Origin of the sequence: uncultured Tenacibaculum sp., from assembly GCF_947498805.1 — a bacterium.
In the GTDB taxonomy this organism is placed as follows: domain Bacteria; phylum Bacteroidota; class Bacteroidia; order Flavobacteriales; family Flavobacteriaceae; genus Polaribacter.
The window spans coordinates 25,500-51,436 of the sequence record NZ_CANMLT010000006.1 but is presented as its reverse complement, the minus strand read 5'-3'; the positions used below and the strand labels follow the sequence as shown (position 1 = coordinate 51,436).

General features: G+C 32.2%; 26 protein-coding genes. 10 read left to right on the top strand and 16 right to left on the bottom strand.

What is annotated here, in order from left to right; all coding sequences use genetic code 11:
• The first annotated feature begins 156 nt into the window (after window positions 1-156).
• From Q0873_RS12985 to Q0873_RS12975, 3 genes are read left to right on the top strand one after another with little or no spacing between them, the layout of a single operon-like run.
• Entirely contained in the window at window positions 157-627 is a 471-nt protein-coding gene (locus Q0873_RS12985) for a sporulation protein (RefSeq protein WP_299107970.1), read from the top strand.
• 13 nt (window positions 628-640) lie between these two features.
• Window positions 641-1,966 carry a hypothetical protein gene (locus Q0873_RS12980; protein ID WP_299107968.1) on the top strand — a complete coding sequence of 442 codons (1,326 nt, stop codon included), beginning with the start codon at window positions 641-643 and terminating at the stop codon, window positions 1,964-1,966.
• A 37-nt stretch (window positions 1,967-2,003) separates the two neighbouring features.
• A complete protein-coding gene (locus tag Q0873_RS12975) occupies window positions 2,004-2,483 on the top strand; it encodes a hypothetical protein (protein WP_299107966.1) in 480 nt (159 codons plus the stop codon).
• A 108-nt stretch (window positions 2,484-2,591) separates the two neighbouring features.
• Here Q0873_RS12975 and Q0873_RS12970 read toward each other — a convergent pair whose 3' ends face one another.
• The 4 genes from Q0873_RS12970 to Q0873_RS12955 form a co-directional block, all read right to left on the bottom strand.
• Window positions 2,592-3,839: an FAD-dependent oxidoreductase gene (locus Q0873_RS12970; protein WP_299107964.1), complete on the bottom strand. Its 1,248-nt coding sequence runs from the start codon at window positions 3,837-3,839 to the stop codon at window positions 2,592-2,594.
• A gap of 2 nt (window positions 3,840-3,841) precedes the next feature.
• Window positions 3,842-4,849 carry a 4-hydroxyproline epimerase gene (locus Q0873_RS12965; RefSeq protein ID WP_299107962.1) on the bottom strand — a complete coding sequence of 336 codons (1,008 nt, stop codon included), beginning with the start codon at window positions 4,847-4,849 and terminating at the stop codon, window positions 3,842-3,844.
• Between the two features lie 160 nt (window positions 4,850-5,009).
• Complete coding sequence (locus Q0873_RS12960; RefSeq protein WP_299107960.1) at window positions 5,010-6,617, bottom strand: aldehyde dehydrogenase (NADP(+)); 1,608 nt, start codon at window positions 6,615-6,617, stop codon at window positions 5,010-5,012.
• Between the two features lie 67 nt (window positions 6,618-6,684).
• A complete protein-coding gene (locus Q0873_RS12955; RefSeq protein WP_299108493.1) occupies window positions 6,685-7,614 on the bottom strand; it encodes a dihydrodipicolinate synthase family protein in 930 nt (309 codons plus the stop codon).
• A gap of 144 nt (window positions 7,615-7,758) precedes the next feature.
• Here Q0873_RS12955 and Q0873_RS12950 point away from each other — a divergent pair, with 144 nt between their 5' ends.
• Together Q0873_RS12950 and Q0873_RS12945 are read left to right on the top strand one after the other, a co-directional pair.
• Complete coding sequence (locus Q0873_RS12950) at window positions 7,759-8,598, top strand: AraC family transcriptional regulator (protein WP_299107958.1); 840 nt, start codon at window positions 7,759-7,761, stop codon at window positions 8,596-8,598.
• A 102-nt stretch (window positions 8,599-8,700) separates the two neighbouring features.
• Entirely contained in the window at window positions 8,701-9,669 is a 969-nt protein-coding gene (locus tag Q0873_RS12945) for a type IX secretion system membrane protein PorP/SprF (protein ID WP_299107956.1), read from the top strand.
• Here the strand turns inward: Q0873_RS12945 and murI are convergent.
• From murI to Q0873_RS12905, 8 genes are all read right to left on the bottom strand, one after another.
• On the bottom strand, window positions 9,666-10,466 hold the full coding sequence (gene murI / locus Q0873_RS12940; protein ID WP_299107954.1) for a glutamate racemase: 801 nt from the start codon (window positions 10,464-10,466) through the stop codon (window positions 9,666-9,668). The genes Q0873_RS12945 and murI overlap by 4 nt on opposite strands.
• A 63-nt stretch (window positions 10,467-10,529) precedes the next feature.
• Window positions 10,530-11,039, bottom strand: a complete 510-nt coding sequence (locus Q0873_RS12935; RefSeq protein ID WP_299107952.1) for an OmpH family outer membrane protein — start codon at window positions 11,037-11,039, stop codon at window positions 10,530-10,532.
• Between the two features lie 39 nt (window positions 11,040-11,078).
• Window positions 11,079-11,906: an OmpH family outer membrane protein gene (locus Q0873_RS12930; protein WP_299107950.1), complete on the bottom strand. Its 828-nt coding sequence runs from the start codon at window positions 11,904-11,906 to the stop codon at window positions 11,079-11,081.
• 63 nt (window positions 11,907-11,969) lie between these two features.
• A complete protein-coding gene (gene bamA, locus Q0873_RS12925) occupies window positions 11,970-14,531 on the bottom strand; it encodes an outer membrane protein assembly factor BamA (protein WP_299107948.1) in 2,562 nt (853 codons plus the stop codon).
• Window positions 14,524-15,276, bottom strand: coding sequence for an isoprenyl transferase (locus tag Q0873_RS12920; RefSeq protein ID WP_299107946.1), 753 nt, complete (start codon window positions 15,274-15,276; stop codon window positions 14,524-14,526). Before Q0873_RS12920 ends, bamA begins: the two co-directional genes overlap by 8 nt.
• Window positions 15,277-15,280: 4 nt before the next feature.
• The gene (locus Q0873_RS12915; protein ID WP_299107943.1) at window positions 15,281-15,961 is read right to left on the bottom strand and encodes a DUF6089 family protein; all 681 of its coding nucleotides are present in this window, start codon (window positions 15,959-15,961) and stop codon (window positions 15,281-15,283) included.
• 108 nt (window positions 15,962-16,069) lie between these two features.
• Window positions 16,070-16,966, bottom strand: a complete 897-nt coding sequence (locus Q0873_RS12910) for an NAD kinase (protein WP_299107941.1) — start codon at window positions 16,964-16,966, stop codon at window positions 16,070-16,072.
• Between the two features lie 31 nt (window positions 16,967-16,997).
• Complete coding sequence (locus tag Q0873_RS12905) at window positions 16,998-17,657, bottom strand: CBS domain-containing protein (RefSeq protein WP_299107938.1); 660 nt, start codon at window positions 17,655-17,657, stop codon at window positions 16,998-17,000.
• Window positions 17,658-17,716: 59 nt separating this feature from the next.
• Between Q0873_RS12905 and Q0873_RS12900 the strand changes: the two genes are divergently transcribed.
• Both Q0873_RS12900 and Q0873_RS12895 read left to right on the top strand, forming a co-directional pair.
• Window positions 17,717-18,430 carry a pyridoxine 5'-phosphate synthase gene (locus tag Q0873_RS12900; RefSeq protein ID WP_299107936.1) on the top strand — a complete coding sequence of 238 codons (714 nt, stop codon included), beginning with the start codon at window positions 17,717-17,719 and terminating at the stop codon, window positions 18,428-18,430.
• A 3-nt stretch (window positions 18,431-18,433) separates the two neighbouring features.
• Window positions 18,434-19,198, top strand: a complete 765-nt coding sequence (locus Q0873_RS12895) for an alpha/beta fold hydrolase (protein WP_299107933.1) — start codon at window positions 18,434-18,436, stop codon at window positions 19,196-19,198.
• Between the two features lie 10 nt (window positions 19,199-19,208).
• Here the strand turns inward: Q0873_RS12895 and Q0873_RS12890 are convergent, their stop codons facing one another.
• Together Q0873_RS12890 and Q0873_RS12885 are read right to left on the bottom strand one after the other, a co-directional pair.
• Window positions 19,209-19,664, bottom strand: a complete 456-nt coding sequence (locus Q0873_RS12890) for a hypothetical protein (protein ID WP_299107930.1) — start codon at window positions 19,662-19,664, stop codon at window positions 19,209-19,211.
• 355 nt (window positions 19,665-20,019) lie between these two features.
• Window positions 20,020-20,289 (bottom strand): hypothetical protein, encoded by a 270-nt coding sequence (locus Q0873_RS12885; protein ID WP_299107927.1) that lies wholly within the window; start codon window positions 20,287-20,289, stop codon window positions 20,020-20,022.
• A 144-nt stretch (window positions 20,290-20,433) separates the two neighbouring features.
• Here Q0873_RS12885 and Q0873_RS12880 point away from each other — a divergent pair, with 144 nt between their 5' ends.
• A complete protein-coding gene (locus tag Q0873_RS12880; RefSeq protein WP_299107924.1) occupies window positions 20,434-20,826 on the top strand; it encodes a hypothetical protein in 393 nt (130 codons plus the stop codon).
• Between the two features lie 49 nt (window positions 20,827-20,875).
• On the opposite strand, the gene sppA is transcribed toward Q0873_RS12880, so the two are convergent.
• A complete protein-coding gene (gene sppA, locus Q0873_RS12875; protein ID WP_299107921.1) occupies window positions 20,876-22,621 on the bottom strand; it encodes a signal peptide peptidase SppA in 1,746 nt (581 codons plus the stop codon).
• A 56-nt stretch (window positions 22,622-22,677) separates the two neighbouring features.
• Window positions 22,678-23,109, bottom strand: coding sequence for a DUF6146 family protein (locus tag Q0873_RS12870; protein ID WP_299107919.1), 432 nt, complete (start codon window positions 23,107-23,109; stop codon window positions 22,678-22,680).
• Between the two features lie 98 nt (window positions 23,110-23,207).
• Here Q0873_RS12870 and Q0873_RS12865 point away from each other — a divergent pair, with 98 nt between their 5' ends.
• Complete coding sequence (locus Q0873_RS12865; RefSeq protein ID WP_299107917.1) at window positions 23,208-23,768, top strand: DNA-3-methyladenine glycosylase I; 561 nt, start codon at window positions 23,208-23,210, stop codon at window positions 23,766-23,768.
• Between the two features lie 44 nt (window positions 23,769-23,812).
• Entirely contained in the window at window positions 23,813-25,846 is a 2,034-nt protein-coding gene (locus Q0873_RS12860; protein WP_299107915.1) for a dihydrofolate reductase, read from the top strand.
• The last annotated feature ends 91 nt before the right edge of the window (window positions 25,847-25,937 follow it).

The following is a 25,937-nucleotide window of genomic DNA, read 5'->3' as shown; positions in this document are numbered from 1 at the left end:
TTAGTAGTACTTTTTTGAAGGGTAAAGTATTACAATTAGAAAAGCTCACTTTAAATAGTGGGCTTTTTTTATAAAAATCACCCTTTAAGGGTGAAAGCTAATAGCCTCACTTAAAATACTTTTACCCTGCAAAAATATGTGTCAAAATAAAATTATATGAAGTTATTACAAATTATTAAAAACAAACTAGGAATAGGTGGAGTTAAGGTAAAATTATCTGTGCCAGGTCAAGTAGATCGAAACTCTGGACTTGTTGAAGGAAGTGTTCTTTTAACCACTAAAAGTGATCAAGAGATTATAAATATACGTTTCGTTTTTATAGAAGAATTTACCAGAGGAAGAGGAGACAATCAAACGGTAAGAGATTTTGAGTTGGGAGAAACTACAATGAATACTAGTTTTTTTATAAAAACAGGAGAAAACAAATCTTTTGATTTTCAGCTGCCATTTGAACTCTTAAAATCAAACGCCGATAACTTAAAAGAACAGGGTGGAACCTTAGGGAAAATAGGAAGTCTAGCCAAGTTTGCTAATAATGAAAAATCAGCTTACTTCATTAAGGCGGAAGTAGATGTTAAAAGTGCCGCTTTAGATCCATCTGACAAAAAAGAAATAAGATTAGTCTAATTGAAAATATAAAATGAAAAATACTATTTACATACTATTATTTGTATTTACACAACAAATAATTGCTCAAAACTATCAAACAGGGAAATATTACACCTCGAACCAAGCTATTAGTGCTATTGATCTTGTTCTAAGAGATGATAATACAATTAAAGCTACCTTTCAAACGCATAGAGGGAATTACAACTATATTTTTAATCCGTTGTTAAGAAATAAAGGAAGCTATGAATCGACAAAAGGTAATTTTGTTTTAACCAGTGAAAAAGGAGCTTTGATGCTTCTAGAGCTTAACAAAAATGACCAGATTAATGCTACTATTGCGCTAGCTACCTCGAAGAAAGCTTTGCGTGAAGCTAAAAATAAGTTAGGAATAAAAAGTAATGTCTTTACCAAGAAAAAGAAAAAAGCCACTAAATATTTTTTGAAAAATCCTACTTCTGATTTTCATAAAGAAAATGTAGGGAAGATAGTGTTCTTTTCTAAAAAGCCTGAAGTGGGTAAAGAAGATAAAACGCTAATTAAAGATTCATTTAAAGTAGGAGAAGAAGTTTGGGCAGTAGCTTATTTACCAAGTGCTTTTAATGCTAACAGATACTTTAAAAGACTAACAAATTCTTTTTATGATGCTTATGGAAAAACACATTATTGGATTACCGTTGGTGTTGATAAAAATGACAAAGATAGATTGCCTAAAGAAAATGAAATAGTAAATCAATGTACTGTAAAGTCTTTATATAAAGACGATTTGGATAAAAACTATGTTATATTTCAATTTATTCCTGCTTCCGTAGAATCTTCAGTTATGGATAAAAAAGGTAGTGTGTTTTTACTAAAGCGTATGGGGAATCGTTTACAAAGTAAAAAACATCGAATAAGAGTTTCATTAACTGATGGAGAAATGGAACAGAAAGAAGAAATTATTTCAGGATATTTTAACTATGATGCAACTTCGGGTACAGAATCTTTGTTAGCTATGTCTAAAACTATAGCTAGTAAAGCTTTAGAAAGTAAGAAAGTGCCTACTGCAGTACGTAAGGATACCAGTATTGAAAGAGAGATGTTAATGCAAGTTAGGTTATGGGCTTCCAAAAATAATTGGTCTGATGTAGATTTTAGACGTGCTATAATCACTTTAGATTGGACTATTCTAAAAGATAGATATGGGAATATAGAAGGGAAATATATTGAGGGAGACCTTTTGTATAAGAGTGATGAAGGATGTGGTTATAGAAATTTTGGTTTTATAAGAAAATATCAAGGTGGAGGACGTTATGCTTCTTCCCTTAGACAACATACCGTTGGAGCCACTGCACCACTGAGTTGTAAAAAAGTAAAATAACAATTTGAAACAAGTCTATAAATAGATACATATAATTATGAAAACTAAATTTTTAATAGTAATTATTTTATTATCCATTGTTACCGTTTCTTGTAAAGAAGAGAAATTAGTGATTCGAAAAATTCCGAGGACTAATTTAGAAATATCTCTTTATGAGTCTGAAGCAAAGCTATATGATACTTATAATAAAGTTGTAGAAGATAATGCCTCCATATTTTTTGGGAAAAAGAAGAGAGCAGTGATTTGTAGAGAAATAGAAGAAACGTATTTTCCGAACGATGTAGATTTTTTGGCAAAAGCCCTGGAAGAACATGATGATATTGTAAAGTATACTTTAAAAAATGGAGCTTTTGGTGTTTCATATACAACAAAGCCTAATGAAAAAGGGAAGACATATAAATATTATTACTTCTATTATAAAAAAGATAATAGATGTTATAAGCTTCAGTCTCATTTGGCTAATTATAAAATGGAATATTTCGAGCATGTAAAAAACGCAATAGAAAGCCTAAAATAACTCCCCCTTTCCTAAATCCCCAGTACTATAGTACTAAAAAACTCGAAGCTTTTGCTTCGAGTTTTTATGTTTTAGTTTTAAATGAGCTATAATAAAGTTTATGCTTTTTTAGTGATATCTTTCAACGCTAAAAGGATGTATGTTCAAACTTGTTTTTTTGTTGGAAATTATTTCGGAAACAAGTTTACCAGTTGCAGGTCCTAAACTCCATCCCATCATAGCATGACCGGTTGCTACAGTAACATTTTTAAGGTTCGATAACTTTCCGATATAAGGTAATCCATCTGGAGAACAAGGACGCAATCCTGACTGTGTATTTTCAATGGCTTCTTTATCTATAGTTAAACCGTTGTAGTAGTTTTTAGAAGCATTTGCGATCGTTTGAACTCGTTTTAGGTTAATATCTTCATTGATGCCTGCAATTTCCATAGTTCCCGCAAAACGAGTATACCCATCCATTGGAGTTACTGCAACTTTAGCTTCCATTAAAATGGCAGGTATTTTTATTCCTGTTTCTTTTGTGACATTAATTCTATAACCTTTTCCAGCTTGTAAAGGTATTTTTGCACCTAGTTTTTTGGATAGCTTTTGCGTCCATGATCCTGTAGCAATAACAAACTCATCAGCAGAAATTTGTTGGTTTTTGGTAATTATAGAGCTAATAGTATTATTAGAAGTGGTAAAATCGATAACTTCTTCATTGGCTATAAATTGAACACCCTTGTTTTCTAAATATAATTTAAGTTGTTGCATAAATTCATTCGGACTCATATGCGCATCTGAATGATAATATACCGCACCTTTTATATTTAAATCTACCTCCGGTTCTAACTTTTGAACTTCTTCTTTGGTTAAATTTTCAACCTTTAGTCCTTCTTTTATGGCACGTTGTCCAACTTTCCATTCTTCTTCTCCAGCTTTGTCTGTTTGATAGTGCATTAGCAAGCCTTTGTCTTTGTAAAAAAAGTCAAATTCGTTACTATTTTGCATTTCTTCGTACAATTCTTTACTGAAAAGATTAATGTCTTTTATAATAGGAATTGATGTTTCTACTTTTTGTTGTGTCGAAGCCTTTTTAAAAAGCCAAGACCATTTTATAAAATCAAGATCAACACGTGGTTTAATTGAAAACGGACTAGTAGAACTAAACATCCATTTAATTCCTTTGTTAATCATTCCAGGAGCAGCTAAAGAAATAATATGACTAGGAGTAATAATCCCAGCATTAACATAGGAGGCTCCTTTGCTAAAATTTGATTGATCTAGGAGGGTAACTTGATGTCCTTCTTTTTGCAAATAATAAGCAGAACACATTCCGATAATTCCACCTCCTACAATGATTACATTTTTACTCATAATTAAATAACTTGAAAGCCGTAAGCATACGGGTCATCTTCATCATCAATAATAATATTATTGTATCCGTATACTTTTGCCCATCCTTGAATACTTGGAACAATGGCTGTTTTACCATCTAAAGTAGTTTCTTCTTCAATACGGCCAATAAACTTACTGCCAATAAAACTTTCATGAATAAACTCTTCTCCTTTTTTTAATTTTCCTTTGGCATGTAATTGTGCTATTCGAGCAGAAGTTCCTGTTCCACATGGACTTCTATCAATGGCTTTGTCTCCATAAAAAACAGCATTTCTTCCTGAAGATGTTGGGTCTAACGGATCACCTGTCCATAGCATATGTGAAACATCTCTAATCGTATCGTTTTCAGGATGCACAAACATGTCTGGATATTTCTCATTAATTCTTTTTCGAACTTCCTGTGAATATTGAATAATTTTTGAAGCTGTAAAACCTTGGATTCCTGAAAAGTTCTTCTGAGGATCTACAATAGCATAATAATTTCCGCCATAGGCTACATCAAAAGTTATTACTCCAAGTTCAGGACATTCAATAGTTAAGTTTTCTGCTGCCAAGTAGCTTTTTACATTAGTTAAGCGAACCCAGTTAACTTTTTTATCTGTTTGTAGATATTCGATTTCAACTAGCCCAGCAGGAGCTTCCATTTTAATTTTTCCCGGAATTTTAGGAGTGATTAATCCTTCTTCAATGGCAATAGTAATCGTACCAATAGTACCATGTCCACACATAGGAAGGCAACCTGAAGTTTCAATAAATAAAATTCCAAAATCATTATTTGGGTCGCTAGGTGGATATAAAATGGAACCACTCATCATATCATGACCACGAGGTTCAAACATTAACCCTTTACGAATCCAATCATATTCTTTTAAGAAATGTTGACGCTTTTCGCTCATATTATTTCCTACTAAGTTAGGACCTCCTCCTGCAACCACTCTAACGGGATTTCCACAGGTATGCGCGTCAACGCAAAAAAAAGTTTTTTTCATGTTAAAATTGAACTGCCAACTGTAGCCTTCTGTCCGAGTTAAATCCCTTCATATTTAACTGTTCTAGATAGGCTAAGCCGGCTTAGTTATCAATTTCTTTAACGACGGCAAAGGTAATGGTTTTACCCGAAGGGACGTCTAAAGAAATTCTTAATTTTTATTATTTTATTGCCTCTTTTGTAAAATTACCGTTAACTGAACGTAAAATTTTTAGTGGATTGCTGTTTTTTAGTTCTTTAGGTAATAATTCATTAGGGAAATCCTGATAACTAAATGGTCTTACCCAACGGTCTATCGAACTAATTCCAACAGCAGAAAATCGACTGTCTGAAGAAGCAGGATACGGTCCTCCATGTGTCATTGCAGAAGTAACTTCTACACCAGTAGGAACTCCGTTAAAGATAATTCTTCCAACTCTGTTTTGAAGCGCTGAAACAATTCCAGATAAGTTTTTATAATCAGATTCTTCCGCTATAATGGTTCCTGTTAATTGACCTTCTAACTTGTTGATTATCTGTATAAGTTCTTGTTCGTTTTTACATCTTACTATAAGTGAAAAAGGACCAAATACTTCTAAATGTGTCTTAGGATTGTTTATAAAATCAGCTCCAGAAATAGTAGCTATTTGAGTAGGAGCATAATTAGCATTGGTATTGTCATTTGTTATCTCAGAAACAACACTAACTCCTTCTTGAGCGGTAACTGATGCTTTATTATTTAAATATCCTTTTTTAATATTTGGATGCAACATGCATTGCGGTGCAATTGCTGTAGTTTTTTCACCTAAGTCCTTAATAAAAGTATCTAGTTGTTCATTTTCAATAGTCAACAATAACCCTGGGTTTGTACAGAACTGTCCAGTTCCTAAGGTAATTGAACCTGCATAAGTAGAAGCAATAGCCTCAGATCTATTTAAAATAGAAGTAGGGGTTATAATTACAGGATTAATACTTCCCATTTCTGCAAATACTGGGATCGGCTCCTCACGATTTGCAGCTAAATTGAATAGAGCTCTTCCTCCATTGATACTTCCGGTAAAACCAACAGCTTTTACGTTTGGATGTGTAACCAACTGTTGTCCCACTTCAATTCCGGTTGAGTTTACATTTGAAAACACACCGTTTGGCATTCCTGTATCTTGTGCTGCCTTAATAATTGCAGAAGCAATTAGCTCTCCAGTTCCTAAATGCATAGGGTGTGATTTTACAATGACAGGGCATCCAGCGGCAAGTGCACTTGCAGTATCTCCACCTGCTGTTGAATATGCTAATGGAAAATTACTAGCTCCAAAAACAACTACAGGCCCTAAAGGAATATTTATTTTTCTTAAATCAGGCTTTGGTAAAGGTTGTCTATCTGCAACCTCAGTATCAATTGTTGCGTTAGACCATGATCCTGCTGCTACTAATTCAGCAAACATGCGTAATTGAAAAACAGTTCTACCTCGCTCTCCAATAGCTCTTCCTTCTGGTAACCCTGATTCAGACATGTACGTCTGAATTAATTCATCACCTAAGTCTAAAATTCCATCTGCAATGGCGTTTAAAAATGCTGCTTTTTGAGTTCCAGAGTAATCTCTATACTCTAAAAAAGCATTTTGAGCTAAGTTTACAGCTTCGTTAACCTCTTCTTGAGTTGCTTCAAAAAACACAGCTTCATTTTCTTGATTCAATTGAGGATTAAAAGTCTTATGCGTTTTGGTTCCGTTTGATGAAAGTTTATTTCCTATATAATTTTTACCTGTGATTGTTGAGGTCGTTGTTGTCATGTTAATTTGTTTTAATGAAGCTTTATTTAAAAACACTAAAAGTAGAGAATAAGATCTCTACTTTAATTTATACCACCAATGTTAGATTTTTATAATCTGGTAACTTAGGACGGTTTTTAACTCCTTCTTCAATAATTTGTAAAACTTTTTTTCGTTCTTCTCCTATGAGCGGTAGACGCGGTGCTCTTACATTTTCTGTACCTATACCTGTTGCTACTTCTGCTAGTTTAATGTTTTGTACTAATTTAGCATTAATATCTAATTCTAGCAATGGTAAAAACCAACGGTAAATTTCTAATGCTTCCTTAGCTTTACCCGCTTTTTGCAATTCATAAATGGCAACAGTTTCTCTTGGAAATGCACAAACCAATCCAGCTACCCATCCGTTAGCGCCCATAAAAAGACTTTCTAAAGCTAGTGTGTCTACACCGCTTAAAATTGCTAATCTATCTCCGAAACGATTTTTAATTCGAGTTACGTTTGATAAATCTCTAGTAGATTCTTTTACTGCTTGGATATTTGGACAAGAATTTAATAAGTCTTCGAACATGTCAAGTGTTACTTCAATTCCGTAATCTACAGGATTGTTATATACCATAATTGGTAAGTCTGTAGAGTTTGCTGTTTGCTTAAAGAATTCTACGGTTTCTCTTGCGTCTGCTTTATAGCGCATTGGAGGCAACATCATTAGTCCAGCAGCACCATCTTCTTTTGCTTTTTGAGCAGCTTCAATAGCTCCTTTAGTAGTTTGTTCTGCAATATTGATAATCACAGGAACTTTACCCTCTACAATACGAACAGCTTCTCTTACTAGGGTTCTTTTTTCATTATCTGACAATGTTGAAGCTTCACCAAGAGTTCCTCCTAAAATTATTCCATGTACCCCGGCATCTAGTTGTGCTTTAATGTTTACTTCAAACATAGCTAAGTCTAATGTATCATCTGATGTAAACTTAGTTGTTACAGCTGGCATTACGCCTTCCCATTTTATCATAATACTTGTTTTGGGGGCAAAGTTATGTTTTAACTAGGCTTGTTTTTTGTTAGTTTTTAACTGGTAATGATACAATATTACCCTTTATGATTTATTTAGTGTTATTTTTGGTGTATATTTTATAAGTTTGAGGTAAATCATCATAAAATGAAAGTATTACCGTTTAAAATACCGAAAGCAAAAAACATAGGATTAATCTATCAAGAAGATAAAGGAGCATACTTTTATGATAAGTTTCATCAGCATGAAGAAATTCAATTATGTTTTATTGTAAAAGGAGAGGGAACCTTAGTTGTTGGAGATTCTATTGAAGAATATAAAAAAGGTGATATTCTTGTAATTGGTAGTAACCAACCACATGTTTTTAAAAGTGATACTTCGGTAGTAAAGAACTCCTTTATGATCTCGTTGTTTTTTACTGAAAACTCTTTTGGAGAGAGCTTTTTTAAATTGGATGATTTTAAAGAAATGGGAACTTTTTTTAGTAAGTCTAAAACGAGTTTTAGAGTCATTTCTAGTAAGGAGAAATTAGAAAAACTATTTTTAAAATTACCAAAAAGTAGGGATTTAGAGCGGTTTATTGTTTTTATTAAGGTTATAGATGTTATTTTAAGTTCAGAAACCAAGTCACTTTCTTCATTTATATATAATAAGAATTATACAGATAATGAAGGAAAAAGAATGCGTGATATCATGGATTATACGCTGACTAATTTTAATAGAAAGATAGATTTAGAGGAAATAGCGGAGATAGCAAATATGACTTCTAATGCTTTTTGTAGGTACTTTAAACAAAGAACAAATAAAACTTATTTTAGCTTTTTAAATGAATTAAGAATAGAAAAAGCGTGTAAGTTGTTGCAAGACAAAGACTATTTAATTACTGAGATATCTGATAAATCTGGATTTAAAAACATTTCAAATTTTAATAGAAAATTTAAGGAATTGAAGGGATTAACGCCTTCTTCCTATAGAATTATGCATTAATTGGTTTTTTGAATGAAATATTTTAAACGTAGTTTTTTTGATTTTAACAGTATATATTATTTAGCTTGGTTATCTTTGAAGGCTTTTTATCTAGTTAGGTCTATGAAGAAAATAGTAGTTTTATTGATTTTAGGTTTATCGTTAAGAGTTTCTGCTCAGGAAACGTTGCCTATTTATGCTGATTACTTATCAGACAATGTATATTTATTACATCCAGCAGCAGCAGGAGTAGGGGAGTGTGGTAAGATTCGATTTACCGCACGTCAGCAATGGTTTGGTGTAGATGATGCCCCAAGTTTACAAACGTTGAGTTATCATGCAAAAACAGGAAATGATTCCAATTCAGCTTATGGTTTTATTCTATTTAATGATAGTAATGGATATCATTCTCAAATAGGACTGCAAGGTACCTACGCTTACCACTTAAATATGGGGAGTGAGAGCTTGTTTAATCAGTTGTCTTTCGGACTATCGATGTCGTTTGTACAAAATCAAGTAGATCAAAGAACTTTTAGATTTGATAGAGAGGTAGCACAGGTTATTGAAAGTAATTTTTATTACAATGCAGATTTTGGAATGGCTTACCACTATAAAGGGTTTGCATCGTATTTTACGATAAAGAATTTGTTTTTAGCTGCTAAAGATGGATTAAACGATAATTTTGAATCGTTAAATCTTAGAAACTATATTTTAGGAGGAAGTTACTTTTTTGGGGAAAAAGATGTATTACAATATGAGCCATCTGTAATGTTTCAATATAAAGAACAAACAGGTGAAAAGGTAGCCGATATTAACTTTAAGGTTTATAAGATGATTAGAAATACCCAATTCTGGGCGGCATTATCATATAGAACTAGTTTTGACGGAAGCGTTTTTGGAGAAGCTCAATATTTTACTCCTATTGTAGGAGTTAACTTTAAAAAGTTTATGGTTTCTTATACCTATACACAGCAAACTGGAGACATTGTTTTTTCTAATGGAGGATTTCACCAGATTTCTTTAGGTATGAACATTTTATGTAGAAAGAGAAGAGCCTCAGCTTGTCCTAATATCAACGGAAGTTTATTCTAAAAAGAAAGTTCTTCGACCTTTATATTGGCCTTAGTATCTTTTAAAATATTTTCTAAAACAGTTTTGGATTTATTGATATAAAATAAATGTGAAGCTGTTTTTTTTGTTTGAGTATGCATTAAACTATTTAACTCAAGTACTTTTTTAGTTTGTCTGGCAACAGCCTCGCCTGAATCAATGAGATTTACTGTATGATTCGTAATCTTGTTAATAGCTTCTATAAGATAAGGATAATGGGTACATCCTAGTACGATACAATCAGCTTTTGCATCTAACATAGGGGTAAGGTACTTTTTTAAGAGAATAGTCATTTCAGGAGTGTTTATTTGCCCATTTTCAATAAGGTCAACTAAACCTTCACCAACTTGTTCAATAATTTTAATATTGTTGTCCAAAAGTGAAGAAGTTTTTTCAAATAACTCACTGTTCAAAGTTCCCTTCGTAGCTAAAATTCCAATTATTTTCGATTGTGTTTGTAATGAAGCAGGTTTTATAGCTGGTTCAATACCAATAAAAGGAACTTTATAAGTTTCTCTTAAATATTTAATTGCATTAGTAGTAGCAGTATTACATGCTACGACAATTATTTTAGCATTTTTGTTAAGTAGAAACTCTGTGTTTTTTTTTGAAAGATAAATTATCTCTTCTTTTGATTTTTGTCCATAGGGAGCATTGATACTATCTGCTAAATAAATAGTATCATCATTTGGTAGTAAGCTGTGGATTTCTTTCCAGATGGATGTTCCGCCAATGCCAGAATCAAATATTCCTATGGGTGAATTGATAATTTTGCTCATTTTTAACAAAAATAAAAATCCTGCTAAAATAGCAGGATCTTTTATATATATTTTTTATTAAAATTAGAATCCTAATTTCGCTTTTACAGCACCGTAGATATCTTCTCCTTTGTCGTAAACGATTAATCCTTTACCTGGAGCAGCATCTAATACGTAGATGATTCCTTTTTCAGCAGCAACTGCTTTAATAGCTTCTTCTGCTTTCTTTAAAATAGGTAACGTTTTTTCTTGGTACTTCTTTTGCATTTCTTGAGCAGCAGCTTGTCTAGCTTGTTCTATCTTTCTAGCATCTTCTTGAACTTCTTGTGCTCTTTTAATGTTAACCTCTTTTGTTTGATTCTTTCCTTCTGCTTCGTATTTATTTACTTTAGCCTGATATTTTTTAAACATTCCTTCAATCTCGTCTTGGTAAGTCTTGTTTAATTTTTCTAAATCAGCTTTCATTGCTTTTGTTGAAGGCATTTCAGCTAATAATTTATCAGTGTTAATATGTGCTATTTTTTGTGCATTCGCAACACCACCCAAACCAACTGTAAAAATTGCAACTAATAATAACGTTTTTAAATGTTTCATTCTTTGTTGTTTTAATTAAATAATTGTTTTTATTCTTGATTAATTGTCTTTATTATCCTTTTCTTCTTTACGCTTTTTTGCCTCTTCTTCAGCTTTCTTTTTAGCTTCTTCCTGAGCTTTTCTAAGCGCTGCTTTTTTCTCTAAAAGTAACTTTCTTTTATCGGCTCTTTCTTTTAAACGAGCTTTTCTGGTTTCTTCTATTTGTTTAATTCTAGCTAATCTTGCTTCTTCTCTCTTCTTCTTTAATTCTTCTTTCTTAGCAAGTTTTGCTGCTTGTTCTTCAGATACATTATTGTTTTTTAATAATTCTTTCTTAGCAGCAATTTTATCTTTCTTTTCTTGTTTTCTTTGATCAATGTTTATCAATTTTACAACAAGGTCGCTAATATCGTGTTTTTTATTTGAATAAAGCATCACCAACTCGCTTGACTTGTCAAAAACAAAATCATACTTTTTTCTTGATGCTATATTTTGAACCGCATTGTATACTTGATCTTGTACAGGCTTTATTAATTGCTTTCTAAGATTGTACATGTCACCATTTGGACCAAAATATAAAGATTCTAATCTGCGTAAAGATTCTTGTTTAATAGTAATGTCTTCTTCACGTTCATCAATCAAATCTTTCGTTAGAATTGCTTTTTCATTGGTTAAATCGGTTTTTAAAACTTCTATCTTTCGTGCTTCGTCATCTAACCTTTTTCTCCATTTTTCAACCTTATCATTAAGTGTATTTTGAGCGGTAATATATTCTGGGATATTCTGAAGAATATACTCCATGTCTATATACGCAATACGCTGATTTTTTTGAGCAAAGCTAAAAATGCTAGTAAATAAAAGAACGATTAATAAAATGTTTTTTTTCATCTTGTATAATGTGTTTAGAAAAAACCGTGCCAAAAACCAGACACATTACAAATGTAAGGTTTTTTAGAACTGTCTTCCAATAATAAAATGTGTTTGCCAGCCAGACTTTGTTGGGTTTAGAGATTGGTCTACTAATGGTAATGGATCGAAACCATGAGCAAAGTCAATTCCTAATAATCCGAAGGCAGGCATAAATATACGAATACCTAGTCCAGCAGAACGTTTAAGTTTAAACGGATTAAATTCACTAAAATTGCTATAAGAATTACCTGCTTCTAAAAATCCTAATGTATAAATAGATGCAGAAGGTTTATCTGTAATAGAATAACGTAATTCTAACTGGAATTTATTATAAATAGCTCCTCCGTCTAAATCAGATAAACTATTGTTTTCGTATCCTCTTAATCCTACAATTTCACGTCCATCTAACTGTCCTTGTGCAATACCATCACCTCCAACAAAGAATCTTTCTACTGGAGTTAATCCTAACTTGCTATTGTAAGAACCTAAATATCCTACTTCAAAATTAGACATTAAAACTAATTTATTTGCCAGTGCGGTATACCACTTACCTTTTGCAGATAATTTATAGTATTCTAACCATTGGTATTTATCAGCTAAATAATCGTTTCTCTGTTGATCTGTTGGGTTGTCTGGAGCTGTAAAGTCTTTTCCGTTTACAAGTGAATAAGGGAAAGTTGCTTTAGCTCTAACAGTAAACTCAGAACCATATGTAGGGAAGATTAAACTTGGTCCTGCAGAATTACGGCTTAAAGCAATATTATATGCTAAATTGTTTAAGTTTCCTTGATTTAAAATATCATTAGAAGAACCTACTCTATATTGATAGTTGTTTAAGGCAATTCTCTGGTAGCTGATACTTTGTGAAAGTGTAAAGTAATCATCTGGCCACTGTAACCTCTTTCCTAATCCAATCGAGGCTCCAATAATACTTAAATTTTGGTCCTTTAAAACTTGATTGGTACGGAAATCAAATCTAAACTGATTTGAATAATATAGAGAGAAAGATAAAGATTGTGGTCTTTTTCCTCCTAACCATGGTTCACTAAAAGATAAACTATATGTTTCGTATGTTCTTGCTGCTTGTAATCTTAAAGATAAGCTTTGTCCATCTCCCATAGGTAATGGTCTATAAGCTTCTTTATTGAAAAGGTTTTTAATAGAGAAATTGTTGAAAGATAAACCTAATGTACCGATAAATGATCCAGCACCGTATCCTCCTTGAAGTTCTATTTGACTTCCTCCTTTTTCAGTTACGCTAAACTCAATATCAGCAGTTTTATCTTGATAATTAGGTTTTACATCTGGAGTAACATTCGTGTCGAAGAAACCTAACTGTCCAATTTCACGAATAGATCTAATAATGTTTTGACGACTGAATAAATCACCTGGCTTTACTCTTAATTCTCTAAAAATAACATGGTCATTGGTTTTTTCGTTACCAACAACAGTTACTTTTTTAATAGTTGCAGGCTCATCTTCACGAATACGAATCTCTACAGTAATAGAGTCGTTTTTTACCTGTGTTTCAACTGCGTTTACTTGAGAGAATAAATAACCAGTGTTGTGATATAATGTTTGAATATCTTGAGAATCTGGAGTTCCATCACCAGAAATTCTTTCTTTTAATACTTTTCCGTTATAAAGATCTCCTTTGTCAATACGTAAGAATTGATGAAGGAATTCATCAGTATATTTTTGATTTCCGATGAATTTAATTTCTCCAAATCTATATTGTCTACCTTCTTCTACTGCAATTTCTAAGTTAATTGTATTGTCATCATTCCAAGTAAGATTATCAGAAATGATTCGAGCATCACGATATCCTTTTTCGCTATACTTCTCTAATATTTTTTCTAAATCTTCTTTATAATCATCTAAGATATACTTAGAAGCTTTCCAGAAACGACCAATCATTTTACGTTTAGTGTTTTTCATGGCACCTCTTAAGTTTCCATCAGAAAAAGCTTCATTACCTTTAAACGTAATGTTTTTAATTTTGATACGGTTTCCTTTATCAATAAATATTTTCATACTTACTGTATTGATATCGGTAGTATCTTTTTTAGTATCTAAAGTTACTTTGGTTTTTAAGAAACCTTTGTCTGTGTACTTTTTCTTAATGAAATTTCTGGTAGTAACAATAAGGTTATCGGTAACCATTGTTCCTTTTTTCAGGTCGGTTTCTTTTTGTAACTCTCTAGCTTTTGATTTACTCACACCAGTAATAGTAACATTGGTAAGTTGTGGTAATTCAATAACATTGAATTGTAAGTACACGGTATTACCATCTCTTTTAGAAAGGTAAACATCTACCTCACTAAACTGTTTACTCTCATATAATTTCTTAATGGCACTGGTAAGTTTATCTCCTGGTAATTTAACAGGTTGACCGATAATTAAACCGGTATATACTCTAACAGTTTGTTCACTAAATTTTTGTAATCCAGTAACGGCTATTCCCCCTAAAATATATTCTTTACCCTTTTCGTATGATATAACATTGGTCTGCGTACTGTCCTTAGGAGTTATATCTTGTGCTTGTTGCGTACTTACCGTAAAAACGGTTAATAAAAATGCAATAAAAAACGAATATCTATTCATTACTTTCAATCTGTTCACTGGTTTTTCCAAATCTTCTTTCTCTGTTTTGGTAATCTAATATTGCGTTAAAAAGATGTTCTTTTCTAAAATCCGGCCACAAAACCTCCGTAAAATAAAGTTCTGCGTATGCCATTTGCCATAATAAGAAATTACTTATTCTTTGTTCTCCACTTGTGCGGATCATCAAATCAACGTCGGGCAAATTAAACGTATATAAATGATTATTTATAATTTTATCGTCTATTTTTTCAATATCTAATTCGTTATTAACAACTTTTTTAGATATGTTTTTGATAGCATTAACAATTTCTTCTCTCGCTCCGTAGCTTAATGCAAAAGTTAGGGTGATTGTTGAATTGTTTTCGGTAGCTTTAATAACTTCAGATAAAACTTTTCTTGCTTTTGAGGGTAATTGTTCGATATTACCTATGCTATTTACTCTTATTCCGTTTTTTTGAAAATTAGGGAGTTCTTTTTTTAGAGAATTAACTAAAAGACTCATTAAGGCATCAACTTCTAATTTTGGACGATTCCAATTTTCAGTTGAAAAAGCATATAGTGTAATAAATTTAGCTCCAACATCTGAGGCTCCTGCAACGGCCTCGCGAACTGCTGTTAAAGCATTTTTGTGTCCAAATACACGTTGCATCCCTTTACCTTTTGCCCATCGACCATTACCATCCATAATAATGGCAATATGATTTGGCGTGTTTTGTAAATTAATGCTTTGTAGTAGTTCTGACATATGTTTATTCTGTTAATCCGCTATAACAAGCTGGCCTTCCAAAGGTATAAACAATTGAAATACCTGTGAAAAAATACCAGTCATTTCCATTTCCTTCGAAATCTAATGATGGAATTTCGCTTGTACTATAATCTAGTTTATCTGTAAATGTGTACCTGGCACCAGTTTCTAAAGCAAAGGCTAAATCATCACTTAACCTTCCTTTAATACCTATTCCTACAGGGAGAGCATAAGAAAAAGTGTTTTTTAACTCAATAGTATTTGCGTTAATTAAACGTCCAGGACTTTTGTAATTAATAGCTGCAAACTGTGCTAATATATAAGGGGTAAATGAAGTTCTGTAGTCTGCAATATTATATTCATAAAAGTTAAATTCTACACCAGCAGCAAATTCGTGAACCGTATTGGTAAAACTTCTTCCGAATTGTTGTCTGTATAGATTTTCTGAATCTTGATCATTTCCAGAAATTGGAATTAGATTGTAGTTTCCTCTTAGGGCTATTCTTGGGTTTAGATTGTATTTATACACAATACCCCCAGCAAATTCGTTAGGGTATAAATAGTTTGTTCTTCCAATGTCACCGACGTAATTAGAGCCTCCAAGAAAAACCCCAATTTCATGACTTTGAGCTTGTAAAAAGCTTACTGAACTTAACAATAATATAAATAAAATACGTTTTCCCATTATAATAATAGCGTGCAAATATAGATAATTGAATTTGCTTTAAAAAGTTAATGATATGTCTTTTTTGATTAACTTTTTTTTCTGCGTTTTATTGTAAGGGGATTTTGATTAAATAGATTCATTTCTGGTGTCTTCGCCCCACAAGAGTTTACTTCTAAGAGTTTTTAAATAAGATTGCTTGTTAAGCTGTATGCTTTTTATAGTAAAATTGGCCTTCTTTATTTTAACTTTTGTTTCTTGAGGTACGGTGGTAATTCTTGAATCTAAAGAAATTAAAAAATCCTTTTCTCTAGCACTAACCTCTAATTCAATGGTAGTATTATCTGGTATTACCATAGGTCTCGCATTCAAATTGTGCGGAGCAATAGGAGTTATAACAAAATTTTTAGCATTTGGTAATATCACTGGTCCATCACAGCTTAACGAATAGCCTGTAGACCCTGTTGGAGTTGCTATAATTAAACCATCTGCCCAGTAATTGGTTAAGTATTCATTGTTAAGATAGGTTCTAACACCAATCATAGAGGTAGTGTTTCTTCTTGCAATGGTTACTTCATTAAGAGCAAAGTTTAATTCTGAATACTCATTAGTTTTCGGACTGGTTTCTATTTCTAATACAGTTCTTTCTTGAATTTGATATTCCTTATTAACAAGCTGTTCAATTGCTTCTTTAATCTGATTCTTTTGTACAGTGGCTAAAAACCCTAATCTTCCGGTATTGATACCCATTACAGGAATGTTTAAATCTCTAATATAAGTTACTGCTCTTAAAATAGTACCATCACCTCCAATAGTGAACATACATTCAAAATCATTGGTAAGGTCGTTAAAATGAGAAAAAACAGGGTAGGTCTTGTGTAAAGAATTATTCTCTGTTAATAGGTTGTAAAAACTTTTTTCAAAAAATACTTCGGTATTATATTTTTCTAAAGAAGTTAATAATATTTGTATTTCTTTCTCGGCTGTAATCGTATAGGATTGTCCGTAAATGGCTACTTTTTTCACGTAATAAAAATTGATTAGTTTAAAGACAATTTTACATGTCTAAGTATCGTCTCAAATATTCAGCTCTGTCTTTAAGCTCTTCCAAATAGGTATCATCTTCATGTTGCGTAACAACATTATAATTGTATCTACGAAAAGTTTGAATGATTTCGTTTACTTCTTCAGAAGTGACTTTTAAGGTAACCTGCACGTTATCTTGATTTTGAGAGGATATATAAAGTCCTAATAGCTGCGCATTATTTGCTTCAACAATTTGAGCTATTTGACTCATTGAGTAATCAGTTCTGTTTTTCTCAATAATCAGTGTTTCACTCTCATTGTGCAAAAATGGGCTATCAGCAAAAGCATCCAGAATATCACCTAGTTCATAGTAACCAATATAATTCATGTTCTTGTTTAATACAGGAATTAGGTTACAATCATTATCGGCAAACAAAACAACTAAATCTAGTAATGTAGCTTTTTCGTGTGTATGGAAATGATCTAGTAAATAAGAATATTCTTGTAGTGTTTGGTTATTATCTTCAATTGTTTGAATATCACTCTCAGGTAAACAACCTATGAGTTTTCCATTTTCAACAATAGGTATGTGTGTAATAGGTAAATCCTTACACATTTGTTGAGCACTTTTTACGGTATTACTTAGTTTAAGTGCTTTAATTTCTTTTAATATGAAATCATTAATATTCATTACTACGAATATAGTTTAAAATCTTGGAATGCGTTACCTTTGCATCTTAAATTTATGAGATGACAAAGTTAAGCGTAAATATTAATAAAATAGCCACCTTGCGTAATTCGAGAGGAGGTAATGTACCTAACTTATTACAAGTAGCAACAGATGTTCAGGAGTTCGGGGCTGAGGGGATTACAATACATCCAAGACCAGATGAACGTCATATTCGTTATCAAGATGCTTATGATTTAAAACCAATTGTTACTACAGAGTATAATATTGAAGGAAATCCAATTCAACAATTTATGGATTTGGTTTTAGCGGTGAATCCTACACAGGTAACCCTAGTACCAGATGGAGAAGATGTATTAACATCAAATGCAGGTTGGGATACGGTAACACACCAATCATACTTACAAGAGGTTATTAGTGAATTTAAAAATGCAGGAATTAGAACTTCTATTTTTATAGATACCGATCTAAAGCTTATTGAGGCAGCTGCAAAGACAGGAACTGATAGAATTGAGTTGTACACAGAGCATTTTGCTTCTGAGTTTGAAAAAGGAAATAAAGATGCTGTAAGGCCATATACAGAGGCTGCTATATTAGCACATGATTTAGGCTTAGGAATCAATGCAGGGCATGATTTAAACCTTGAGAATATTGCGTTTTTCAAACAAAATATTCCTCATTTAGCAGAGGTGTCTATTGGGCATGCTTTAATTTCTGAAAGTATCTATTTAGGAATTCAGAATGTGGTAAATATGTATTTACACAGATTAAAATAATTTATGGAAATTCTTCATTCACGTATTGTAGGAAACGGACAACCTTTGTTGATTCTTCATGGGTACTTTGGAATGGGTGACAATTGGAAAACTCATGCGAATGCTTTAGCTGAAGATGGATATGAAGTACATTTGATAGATCAACGAAATCATGGAAGAAGTTTCCATGCAGATGCCTTTGATTACGAGTTGTTGGTAGAAGATTTATATAATTACATTGCCCATCATGAGTTAGAGAATGTTTATATACTAGGTCATTCTATGGGAGGGAAAACGGCCATGCTTTTTGCTACCGAATACCCAGAACTTGTAACGAAGTTAATTGTGGCTGATATTTCTCCAAGAATGTATCCGCCACATCATCATGATATTTTAGCAGCATTAAACTCTGTTGATTTTGCTGTACAAAACTCAAGAAAGTTGGTAGATGAAAAACTTGCTGAATTAATACCTGAGCCGGGAGTACGTCAATTTTTATTAAAAAGCGTGTACAGAAAGGATAAAACGGAATTGGCTTTTCGTTTTAATTTAAAATCGCTCACAGAAAACAATAGCGAAGTAGGAGAAGCTTTGCCTTCTTTTACAATGTACGAAGGAGAAACCTTGTTTTTAAGAGGAGCAAACTCAGGGTATATTTCTACCGATGAAGAACCTTTGATAAAAGCACATTTTCCAAAAGCAATCATTAAAACAGTGGCCAATGCAGGGCACTGGCTTCATGCAGAAAATCCTAAAGGTTTTTATGAAGCATTAGTTACGTTTTTGTAGGAATACGATATTAATATATCATTATTTGATCACCTTGTTTAGCTGTTCTTACGCTGTGAGTGTACCCTTTAAAAAAGAAGGGTATATTGTGTTTGCTACCGTTTTCTATTCGTTGTTTTACTTTTTCAAAAGCTACCATTGAAACCTCAAAAATGGGCTGACCCGTAATTAACATTGGTTGATTTAAAGGATCATACCAATAGTATTTTCCTCCAAAATTCCTTCTTGCTACCTCAAAAATGTAACTTCCGGTTTGATTGATGATGAAGGATTGCATAATTTCATCATAGTTTTGTAGATTTTTAGATACTTTTTCTAAAATCTCCTCCTCTACAATTTGTAGGCTTTCAATGCTATAATCTAGCATGTTGTTAAGAAAGTTGTTACATTTAGTAACAAAGGTATTAGCATTTACTAAGATGTTTACTATAATGTCTTTTTGAGTATTTTGATTCTTCCCTTTCATAAATAAAATTAAAGTCTCTCTGGCTATAACAAAAGAATAGCTAAGCAGAAGTACCCCAATTTTAATGACAGTTTTCTATTTTCTCTTCTGATTAGAATTTTGTTAGCGTGTATAACACCTGTCTAGAAAACACGGTTTGTACCATGCTTCTAGAAAAAAGTGTTGTTTTCGTATAATTTTGGTGTGTATAATCCCTGTCCGTAGTATCTGTACTACAGAGAATTATGTGTTTGTTAAAATTTTAGTGAGGAGGGTTTACATTAGTTAATCCTTAAAAGTGGAGAGAAATATAGGTTTAAGGAGTAAAAACTATAAAGTGTGCTTTGTGTAAGTAGGTTTAGCGTTTTGTTTGTTTTTATTTCTTCATAGGCTTATCATCTTTGTTAATTTGGTTAATTAAATTGTTGAGCTTTAAATGTACAGACTGTTTTTCCTTAAAGTATTCGTTAAAAACAATAATAATACCTTTTGCTACAATCAAGTTGCTTCTTTTGCCAGAATATACCTTTTGTATCGTTTCTAAAGAAAAATGATGGCCTTGTTGCGTTAAGTATTCCTGTACCTTCTCCCTGTATTTGGGAGGTTTAATTTTTTCTAATTCATTTCGTTGTGTGTTTGTAATCATAAAAACTCTAGCTAATTTTTTATAAAACACGTCACAATTAAATTATATTTGTACGTGTCTTGTACTTGTGATAAAACAAAGATACGAACAAAATTCTGAAAAGAAAACAAAATTCAAATAAATTAGAAAAAAGTTATTGTTTTGATGAGTGAGTTTATCGATGAAACATATAAAAGAGTTGAAGAAATAATTATTCATAAAAGGTTAAATATTAGGTCTTTCGAAGAGTTGATCAATGTTTCTAACAACTCTATAGGTTCTGCTATAAGAAGAAAATCTGCATTTAAAAGTAATGTGTTAAACAAAATTCTACAAACATTTCCCGAAATAGACCCAACATGGTTGTTAACCGGTAAAGGAAGTATGTTTTTAGAAAATGATAAAACAGCCATTCTTAACGACACTCCGCTAGAGTATACTAAAATCGAATTTAAAGATAAGGTGAAGTCGGTACTATTGGAGCTTTTTTTAGAAGAAGATGTAGTAGTGAAAGAAGTCGTAAAAAAGCAGATCAAGAACTATCTAGAAGACAAGTAAACTATCTATAAATAAAAAACCTCGAGAATTTTCTCGAGGTTTTTTTAGTTTATTTAATATCGATTATAAAAGGAAGCCTCGCTTGAATACCTTTTAGATTTCGTAGTTGATTGATATTATTATATAGTCTAAAGTTTTCCTCTCCAAGAGCCTCTTTAATAATATCTTCTTTAGAAACTTTACCAAAAGGAGATAACTTAAAAGCGTCTTTTATATCTGTATGATAATTCGGATAGTTTCTAATCTTATAGTCTTCAATTTCTGCTAAATCCGCAGCAGCCATAATTGCCGTTTCTAAACCACCCAATTCATCTACCAATCCATTAGCAATTGCTTCCGTTCCAGACCAAACTCTACCTTGAGCAATTTCGTTAACCTGTTCAAAGGTCATGTTTCTACCTTCAGAAACCCTGTTTACGAACGTTTTGTAAATATCTTCAACACCTTCTTTTGTTACGTCGTAAAACCTTTTACTCATAGGTTCAAAAACGCTATAACTTGGGCTGTTGTTAGTTGAAACTTGTTCTGCATTGATTCCTATATCATTGGCAAGTTCATGTACATTTGGTATTGCTCCAAATACGCCAATAGAACCTGTAATCGTAGTTGGTTCTGCAATAATTTTATTTGCATTGCAAGCAATATAATATCCACCAGAAGCGGCAACATTACCCATAGAAACTACAATTGGTTTTTCTTTTTTAGTCAATTCTAATTCACGCCAAATTAATTCAGAAGTTAAGGCGCTACCTCCAGGAGAATTTACACGTAAAACAATGGCTTTAACTTTATCATCTTCTCGAGCTTTACGAATAGCTTTATTAATTAGTCCCTGACCAATACGATCTTCGTCACCCTCACCATAAATAATCTCTCCTTGAGCATAAATAACAGCAATCTTGTTTTTAGCTGTTGAAGAAATATATCCTTTTCCAGCCTGAATGTATTCTTCTAAAGAAATAGTACTTGCTTCAGTACCAATAGCCGTATCTAACTTATCAAGATATTCATCATTATAAATAATACCATCTATAAGTTTGTTTTCTTGAGCTAGGGTAGGAGTTCTTCCGTTTAAATTATCAGCAATCGTATTTAAATCTTCTACAGAAATATTTCTAGTATTGCTAATGTCTTTGGTAATTTGAGACCAGATAGATTTTAAAAATGAAGTGGTTTGCTCTCTGTTAGCTTCACTCATTTCATTAGATAAAAAAGGTTCTACAGCACTCTTATATTTACCATGACGAATTACTTCCATCTTGATACCGTATTTATCTTCAAAATCTTTATAGTATAAAATCTCAGTAGCTAAACCTTTAAAGTCAATAGTACCTGCAGGGTTTAAGAAAACACTGTCTGCAACAGAACTTAAGTAATAATTCTTTTGAGTATAAAAATCATTATATGCATATACAAATTTTCCACTCTCTTTAAATTCTTCTAACTTTTTTCTAATCGCTTGGGTTTGAGCAATACCAGCTGAAACTAAAGTAGATTGAATACTAATTCCTTTTATCTTAGAATCACTTTTTGCATTTTCAATAGCATTTAAAACTTTATTTAACGATAGTTTCTCATCAGTTAATTCTAAGGCTTCAGCAATAGGGTTATCCTCTTTAGGAGCATAATCTTTAAGAGCTGTAGACAAATCGATTTCTAGCACAGAATTACTATCTACAACAACTTCATCACCACTTCCTGCAATAGCAGCTATAATAAAGAAGAATACAAAGATTAAAAATAAGGCAATAAAGAAGCCCAAAATAGAGGCTAATAAATTTCTTAAAAAATTCATATGGTTTATTTTTTGGGGCAAATATACGTTATTTAATGCTTATCAATTAGATAGCATTAACGCGGTAAAGTGCTTCCAAATACCCCTAAATTCATATTGTATTTTCGCTGGGCAAATACAAAATAATTATAGAGCTTATAATTTACATCATAACCATAATTAATGGTAGGTTGATAGTTGATGATATTCTCATAAATATTCGGATTAAATTGACTTGGTGTTTGTACACGGTAATTCCAAACAGGAACTAACAAACGATTTCTATTTTCTAAATAAGTTTGAGAGTAAAAACCAACGGGTCTAGCGGCAGTATTTAAAAAATTAGTAAACCCAGGATCAATAATAATAATCTCATATTCTAAGCTATCGTTTTTTATTACAACGGGTTCTTCTTTTTGGTTAGAAGAAACTTTACTTGGGTTTGAGGCACAGGCAAATAAAATACACCCAATAATAACTAATGATAATATGTGTGGTAATTTTTTCATAATCGCTAAAACTTTAAAGATAAAGTTGCAAAAATTATTCCGTTTTTCATTGATTTTTAACTTGTTTAACAGTAATTTTCAACAAAAAACAAATAAAAATGAAGCAAAGATGTTTTTGGGTAAGCGAAGATCCTTTATATATTGAATACCATGATAAAGAGTGGGGAGTACCGGTATATGATGATGATAGTTTATTTGAGTTTTTAATACTAGAAACCTTTCAAGCTGGATTAAGTTGGATTACCGTATTAAAAAAACGAGAAAACTTTAGAGAAGCCTTTGATAGTTTTGATTATAAAAAGATAGCCAAGTACGAAGAAGATAAGTTTAATGAGTTGCTGCAAAATGCAGGAATTATTAGAAATAAATTAAAAATAAAGGCGACTATTAGTAATGCAGAGGCTTTTATGAAAGTACAAGAGGAATACGGTTCTTTTTCAAAATATATTTGGGGGTTTGTAGATGGGAAGCCAATTAAAAATGCCTTTGAAAAAAGAGAAGATGTACCAGCAACAACCGAATTATCTGATAAGATTTCAAAAGATTTAAAAAAGAGAGGATTTAAATTTGTAGGCTCAACAGTTATCTATGCATTCATGCAAGCTACAGGCATGGTAAATGATCACACAACGGATTGTTTCCGCTATAACGAAGTATAATTTGTACCTTTAGCCTCCAACAAATCAATTTAAATATTTATACAATGAAATTAAGATATATGCTTTGCACTGCAGTAGCAGCAAGCTTATTGGTTTCCTGTGTCATAGAAAATAAAAAAGAACCACAGGTAGCAACAAAAAAAGAAAAAGCTTTCGAATACGAAGTAGAGCAATTTGCTGATATCAAAGTACTACGATATCAAATTCCAGGTTTTGATCAATTGACACTTAAAGAAAAAAAGTTAGTGTATTATTTAACGCAAGCAGGTTTAGCTGGGCGTGATATTATGTGGGATCAAAACTACCGTCATAACTTAGAAATAAGAAGAGCTTTAGAAAAAGTAAACGACGAATTTAAAGGAGATAGAAATTCAGAAGAATTTAAAAAGTTCACGACTTATTTAAAGCGTGTTTGGTTTTCAAACGGAATTCACCACCATTATTCAAATGATAAGATCAAAGCTGAGTTCTCTAAAGAATATTTAGAAGGATTATTAAAAGAAACAAACACTGAATTATCAGCAGAAGCTTTAGCGGTTATCTTTAATGATGAAGACAATAAAAAAGTAAACAAAAAGGCAGGAGTTGATAATGTATTGGCATCTGCAGTTAACTTTTACGGACCAGATATTACTAGTGAAGATGTAGAAACATTTTATGAAACTGCATACAAAGGTCCAGAAGGAAAGCCAGTAGAGGCAGGATTAAACTCTAAATTAGTTAAAGAAGATGGAAAGCTTGTTGAAAAAGTATGGAAGTCTGGTGGAATGTATGGAGCTGCAATCGATAAAATTATTTATTGGTTAGAAAAAGCACAAGGAGTTGCAGAAAATGAAAAGCAAGCAAAAGCTTTAGGATTATTAATTGAGTATTATAAAATTGGAAGCTTAGATACTTGGGATCAATATGCAATTGCTTGGGTTGAATCTACCGAAGGAAATATTGATTGGATTAACGGGTTTATTGAAGTATATAATGATCCAAAAGGATATAGAGGTTCTTACGAGACAATTGTTGAAATTAAAGATTTTGACATGTCTAAAAAGATGAAGGTATTGTCAGACAATGCACAATGGTTTGAAGATAACTCACCTTTATCTCCAGCACATAAAAAACAAAATGTTGTAGGAGTTTCTTACAAAACGGTAAACGTTGCAGGAGAAGCAGGAGATGCATCACCTAGTACACCAATTGGAGTAAACTTACCAAACAATAACTGGATTCGTCAAGAGCATGGATCTAAGTCGGTATCATTAGGAAACATTATTGGTTCTTATAACAATGCTGGAGGAACTGGACGTTTAAAAGAATTTGCTCACGATCAAGAAGAAATTGATTTAGAGATTAAATACGGAAAGTTAGCAGATAAATTACACACGGCATTACACGAGGTAATTGGTCATGCTTCTGGAAAAATTAATGACGGAATTGGACAGCCAAAAGAAACCTTAAAGAACTATGCTTCTACGATGGAAGAAGGTAGAGCAGATTTAGTTGGGTTGTATTATTTAATGGATCCAAAATTGCAAGAGTTAGGATTGGTAGATGATTGGCAAAAAGTAGGAAAGGCTGCTTATGACGGATATATTAGAAATGGATTAATGACGCAGTTAATTCGTATCAATTTAGGTGATGATATTGAAGAAGATCACATGGTAAACCGTCAATGGGTATCAGCTTGGGCTTTTGAGCAAGGAAAGGAAGACAACGTAATTGAAAAAGTAGTAAAAGATGGTAAAACATTTTTTGTAGTAAACGATTATATGAAGTTACGTGATATCTTCGGAAGCTTATTAAAAGAAGCACAAAGAATTAAGTCTGAAGGAGATTTTGAAGCTGCGAAGGCTTTAGTAGAAGGGTATGGTGTAAAAGTAGATCAAGCAATTCATAAAGAAGTATTAGATCGTAATAAGCAATTTACATCAGCTCCTTATAGTGGATTTGTAAATCCAGTTTTAGAGCCTGTAATGGACGCAGAAGGAAAGATTACAGATATTAAAATAGCACAGCCTAAAACTTTTGAAGAACAAATGAAGTTTTATGCTAAGAACTATAGCTTCTTACCAACAAAGAACTAAGCATACCTATAAACGTTATTCTGATTTTAATTAAGAATCGTTTAAAAGGGAGCTATAATTGAATTTAAAAACCGATGCTTACAAAGTGTCG

Excerpts from the sequence above, each read along its gene's own strand:
- Q0873_RS12985 (WP_299107970.1), top strand. The coding sequence starts at position 157 with ATGAAGTTATTACAAATTATTAAAAACAAACTAGGAATAGGTGGAGTT.
- Q0873_RS12980 (WP_299107968.1), top strand. The coding sequence starts at position 641 with ATGAAAAATACTATTTACATACTATTATTTGTATTTACACAACAAATA.
- Q0873_RS12975 (WP_299107966.1), top strand. The coding sequence starts at position 2,004 with ATGAAAACTAAATTTTTAATAGTAATTATTTTATTATCCATTGTTACC.
- Q0873_RS12970 (WP_299107964.1), bottom strand. The coding sequence starts at position 3,839 with ATGAGTAAAAATGTAATCATTGTAGGAGGTGGAATTATCGGAATGTGT.
- Q0873_RS12965 (WP_299107962.1), bottom strand. The coding sequence starts at position 4,849 with ATGAAAAAAACTTTTTTTTGCGTTGACGCGCATACCTGTGGAAATCCC.
- Q0873_RS12960 (WP_299107960.1), bottom strand. The coding sequence starts at position 6,617 with ATGACAACAACGACCTCAACAATCACAGGTAAAAATTATATAGGAAAT.
- Q0873_RS12950 (WP_299107958.1), top strand. The coding sequence starts at position 7,759 with ATGAAAGTATTACCGTTTAAAATACCGAAAGCAAAAAACATAGGATTA.
- Q0873_RS12945 (WP_299107956.1), top strand. The coding sequence starts at position 8,701 with ATGAAGAAAATAGTAGTTTTATTGATTTTAGGTTTATCGTTAAGAGTT.
- murI (WP_299107954.1), bottom strand. The coding sequence starts at position 10,466 with ATGAGCAAAATTATCAATTCACCCATAGGAATATTTGATTCTGGCATT.
- Q0873_RS12935 (WP_299107952.1), bottom strand. The coding sequence starts at position 11,039 with ATGAAACATTTAAAAACGTTATTATTAGTTGCAATTTTTACAGTTGGT.
- Q0873_RS12930 (WP_299107950.1), bottom strand. The coding sequence starts at position 11,906 with ATGAAAAAAAACATTTTATTAATCGTTCTTTTATTTACTAGCATTTTT.
- bamA (WP_299107948.1), bottom strand. The coding sequence starts at position 14,531 with ATGAATAGATATTCGTTTTTTATTGCATTTTTATTAACCGTTTTTACG.
- Q0873_RS12920 (WP_299107946.1), bottom strand. The coding sequence starts at position 15,276 with ATGTCAGAACTACTACAAAGCATTAATTTACAAAACACGCCAAATCAT.
- Q0873_RS12915 (WP_299107943.1), bottom strand. The coding sequence starts at position 15,961 with ATGGGAAAACGTATTTTATTTATATTATTGTTAAGTTCAGTAAGCTTT.
- Q0873_RS12905 (WP_299107938.1), bottom strand. The coding sequence starts at position 17,657 with ATGAATATTAATGATTTCATATTAAAAGAAATTAAAGCACTTAAACTA.
- Q0873_RS12900 (WP_299107936.1), top strand. The coding sequence starts at position 17,717 with ATGACAAAGTTAAGCGTAAATATTAATAAAATAGCCACCTTGCGTAAT.
- Q0873_RS12895 (WP_299107933.1), top strand. The coding sequence starts at position 18,434 with ATGGAAATTCTTCATTCACGTATTGTAGGAAACGGACAACCTTTGTTG.
- Q0873_RS12890 (WP_299107930.1), bottom strand. The coding sequence starts at position 19,664 with ATGAAAGGGAAGAATCAAAATACTCAAAAAGACATTATAGTAAACATC.
- Q0873_RS12885 (WP_299107927.1), bottom strand. The coding sequence starts at position 20,289 with ATGATTACAAACACACAACGAAATGAATTAGAAAAAATTAAACCTCCC.
- Q0873_RS12880 (WP_299107924.1), top strand. The coding sequence starts at position 20,434 with ATGAGTGAGTTTATCGATGAAACATATAAAAGAGTTGAAGAAATAATT.
- sppA (WP_299107921.1), bottom strand. The coding sequence starts at position 22,621 with ATGAATTTTTTAAGAAATTTATTAGCCTCTATTTTGGGCTTCTTTATT.
- Q0873_RS12870 (WP_299107919.1), bottom strand. The coding sequence starts at position 23,109 with ATGAAAAAATTACCACACATATTATCATTAGTTATTATTGGGTGTATT.
- Q0873_RS12865 (WP_299107917.1), top strand. The coding sequence starts at position 23,208 with ATGAAGCAAAGATGTTTTTGGGTAAGCGAAGATCCTTTATATATTGAA.
- Q0873_RS12860 (WP_299107915.1), top strand. The coding sequence starts at position 23,813 with ATGAAATTAAGATATATGCTTTGCACTGCAGTAGCAGCAAGCTTATTG.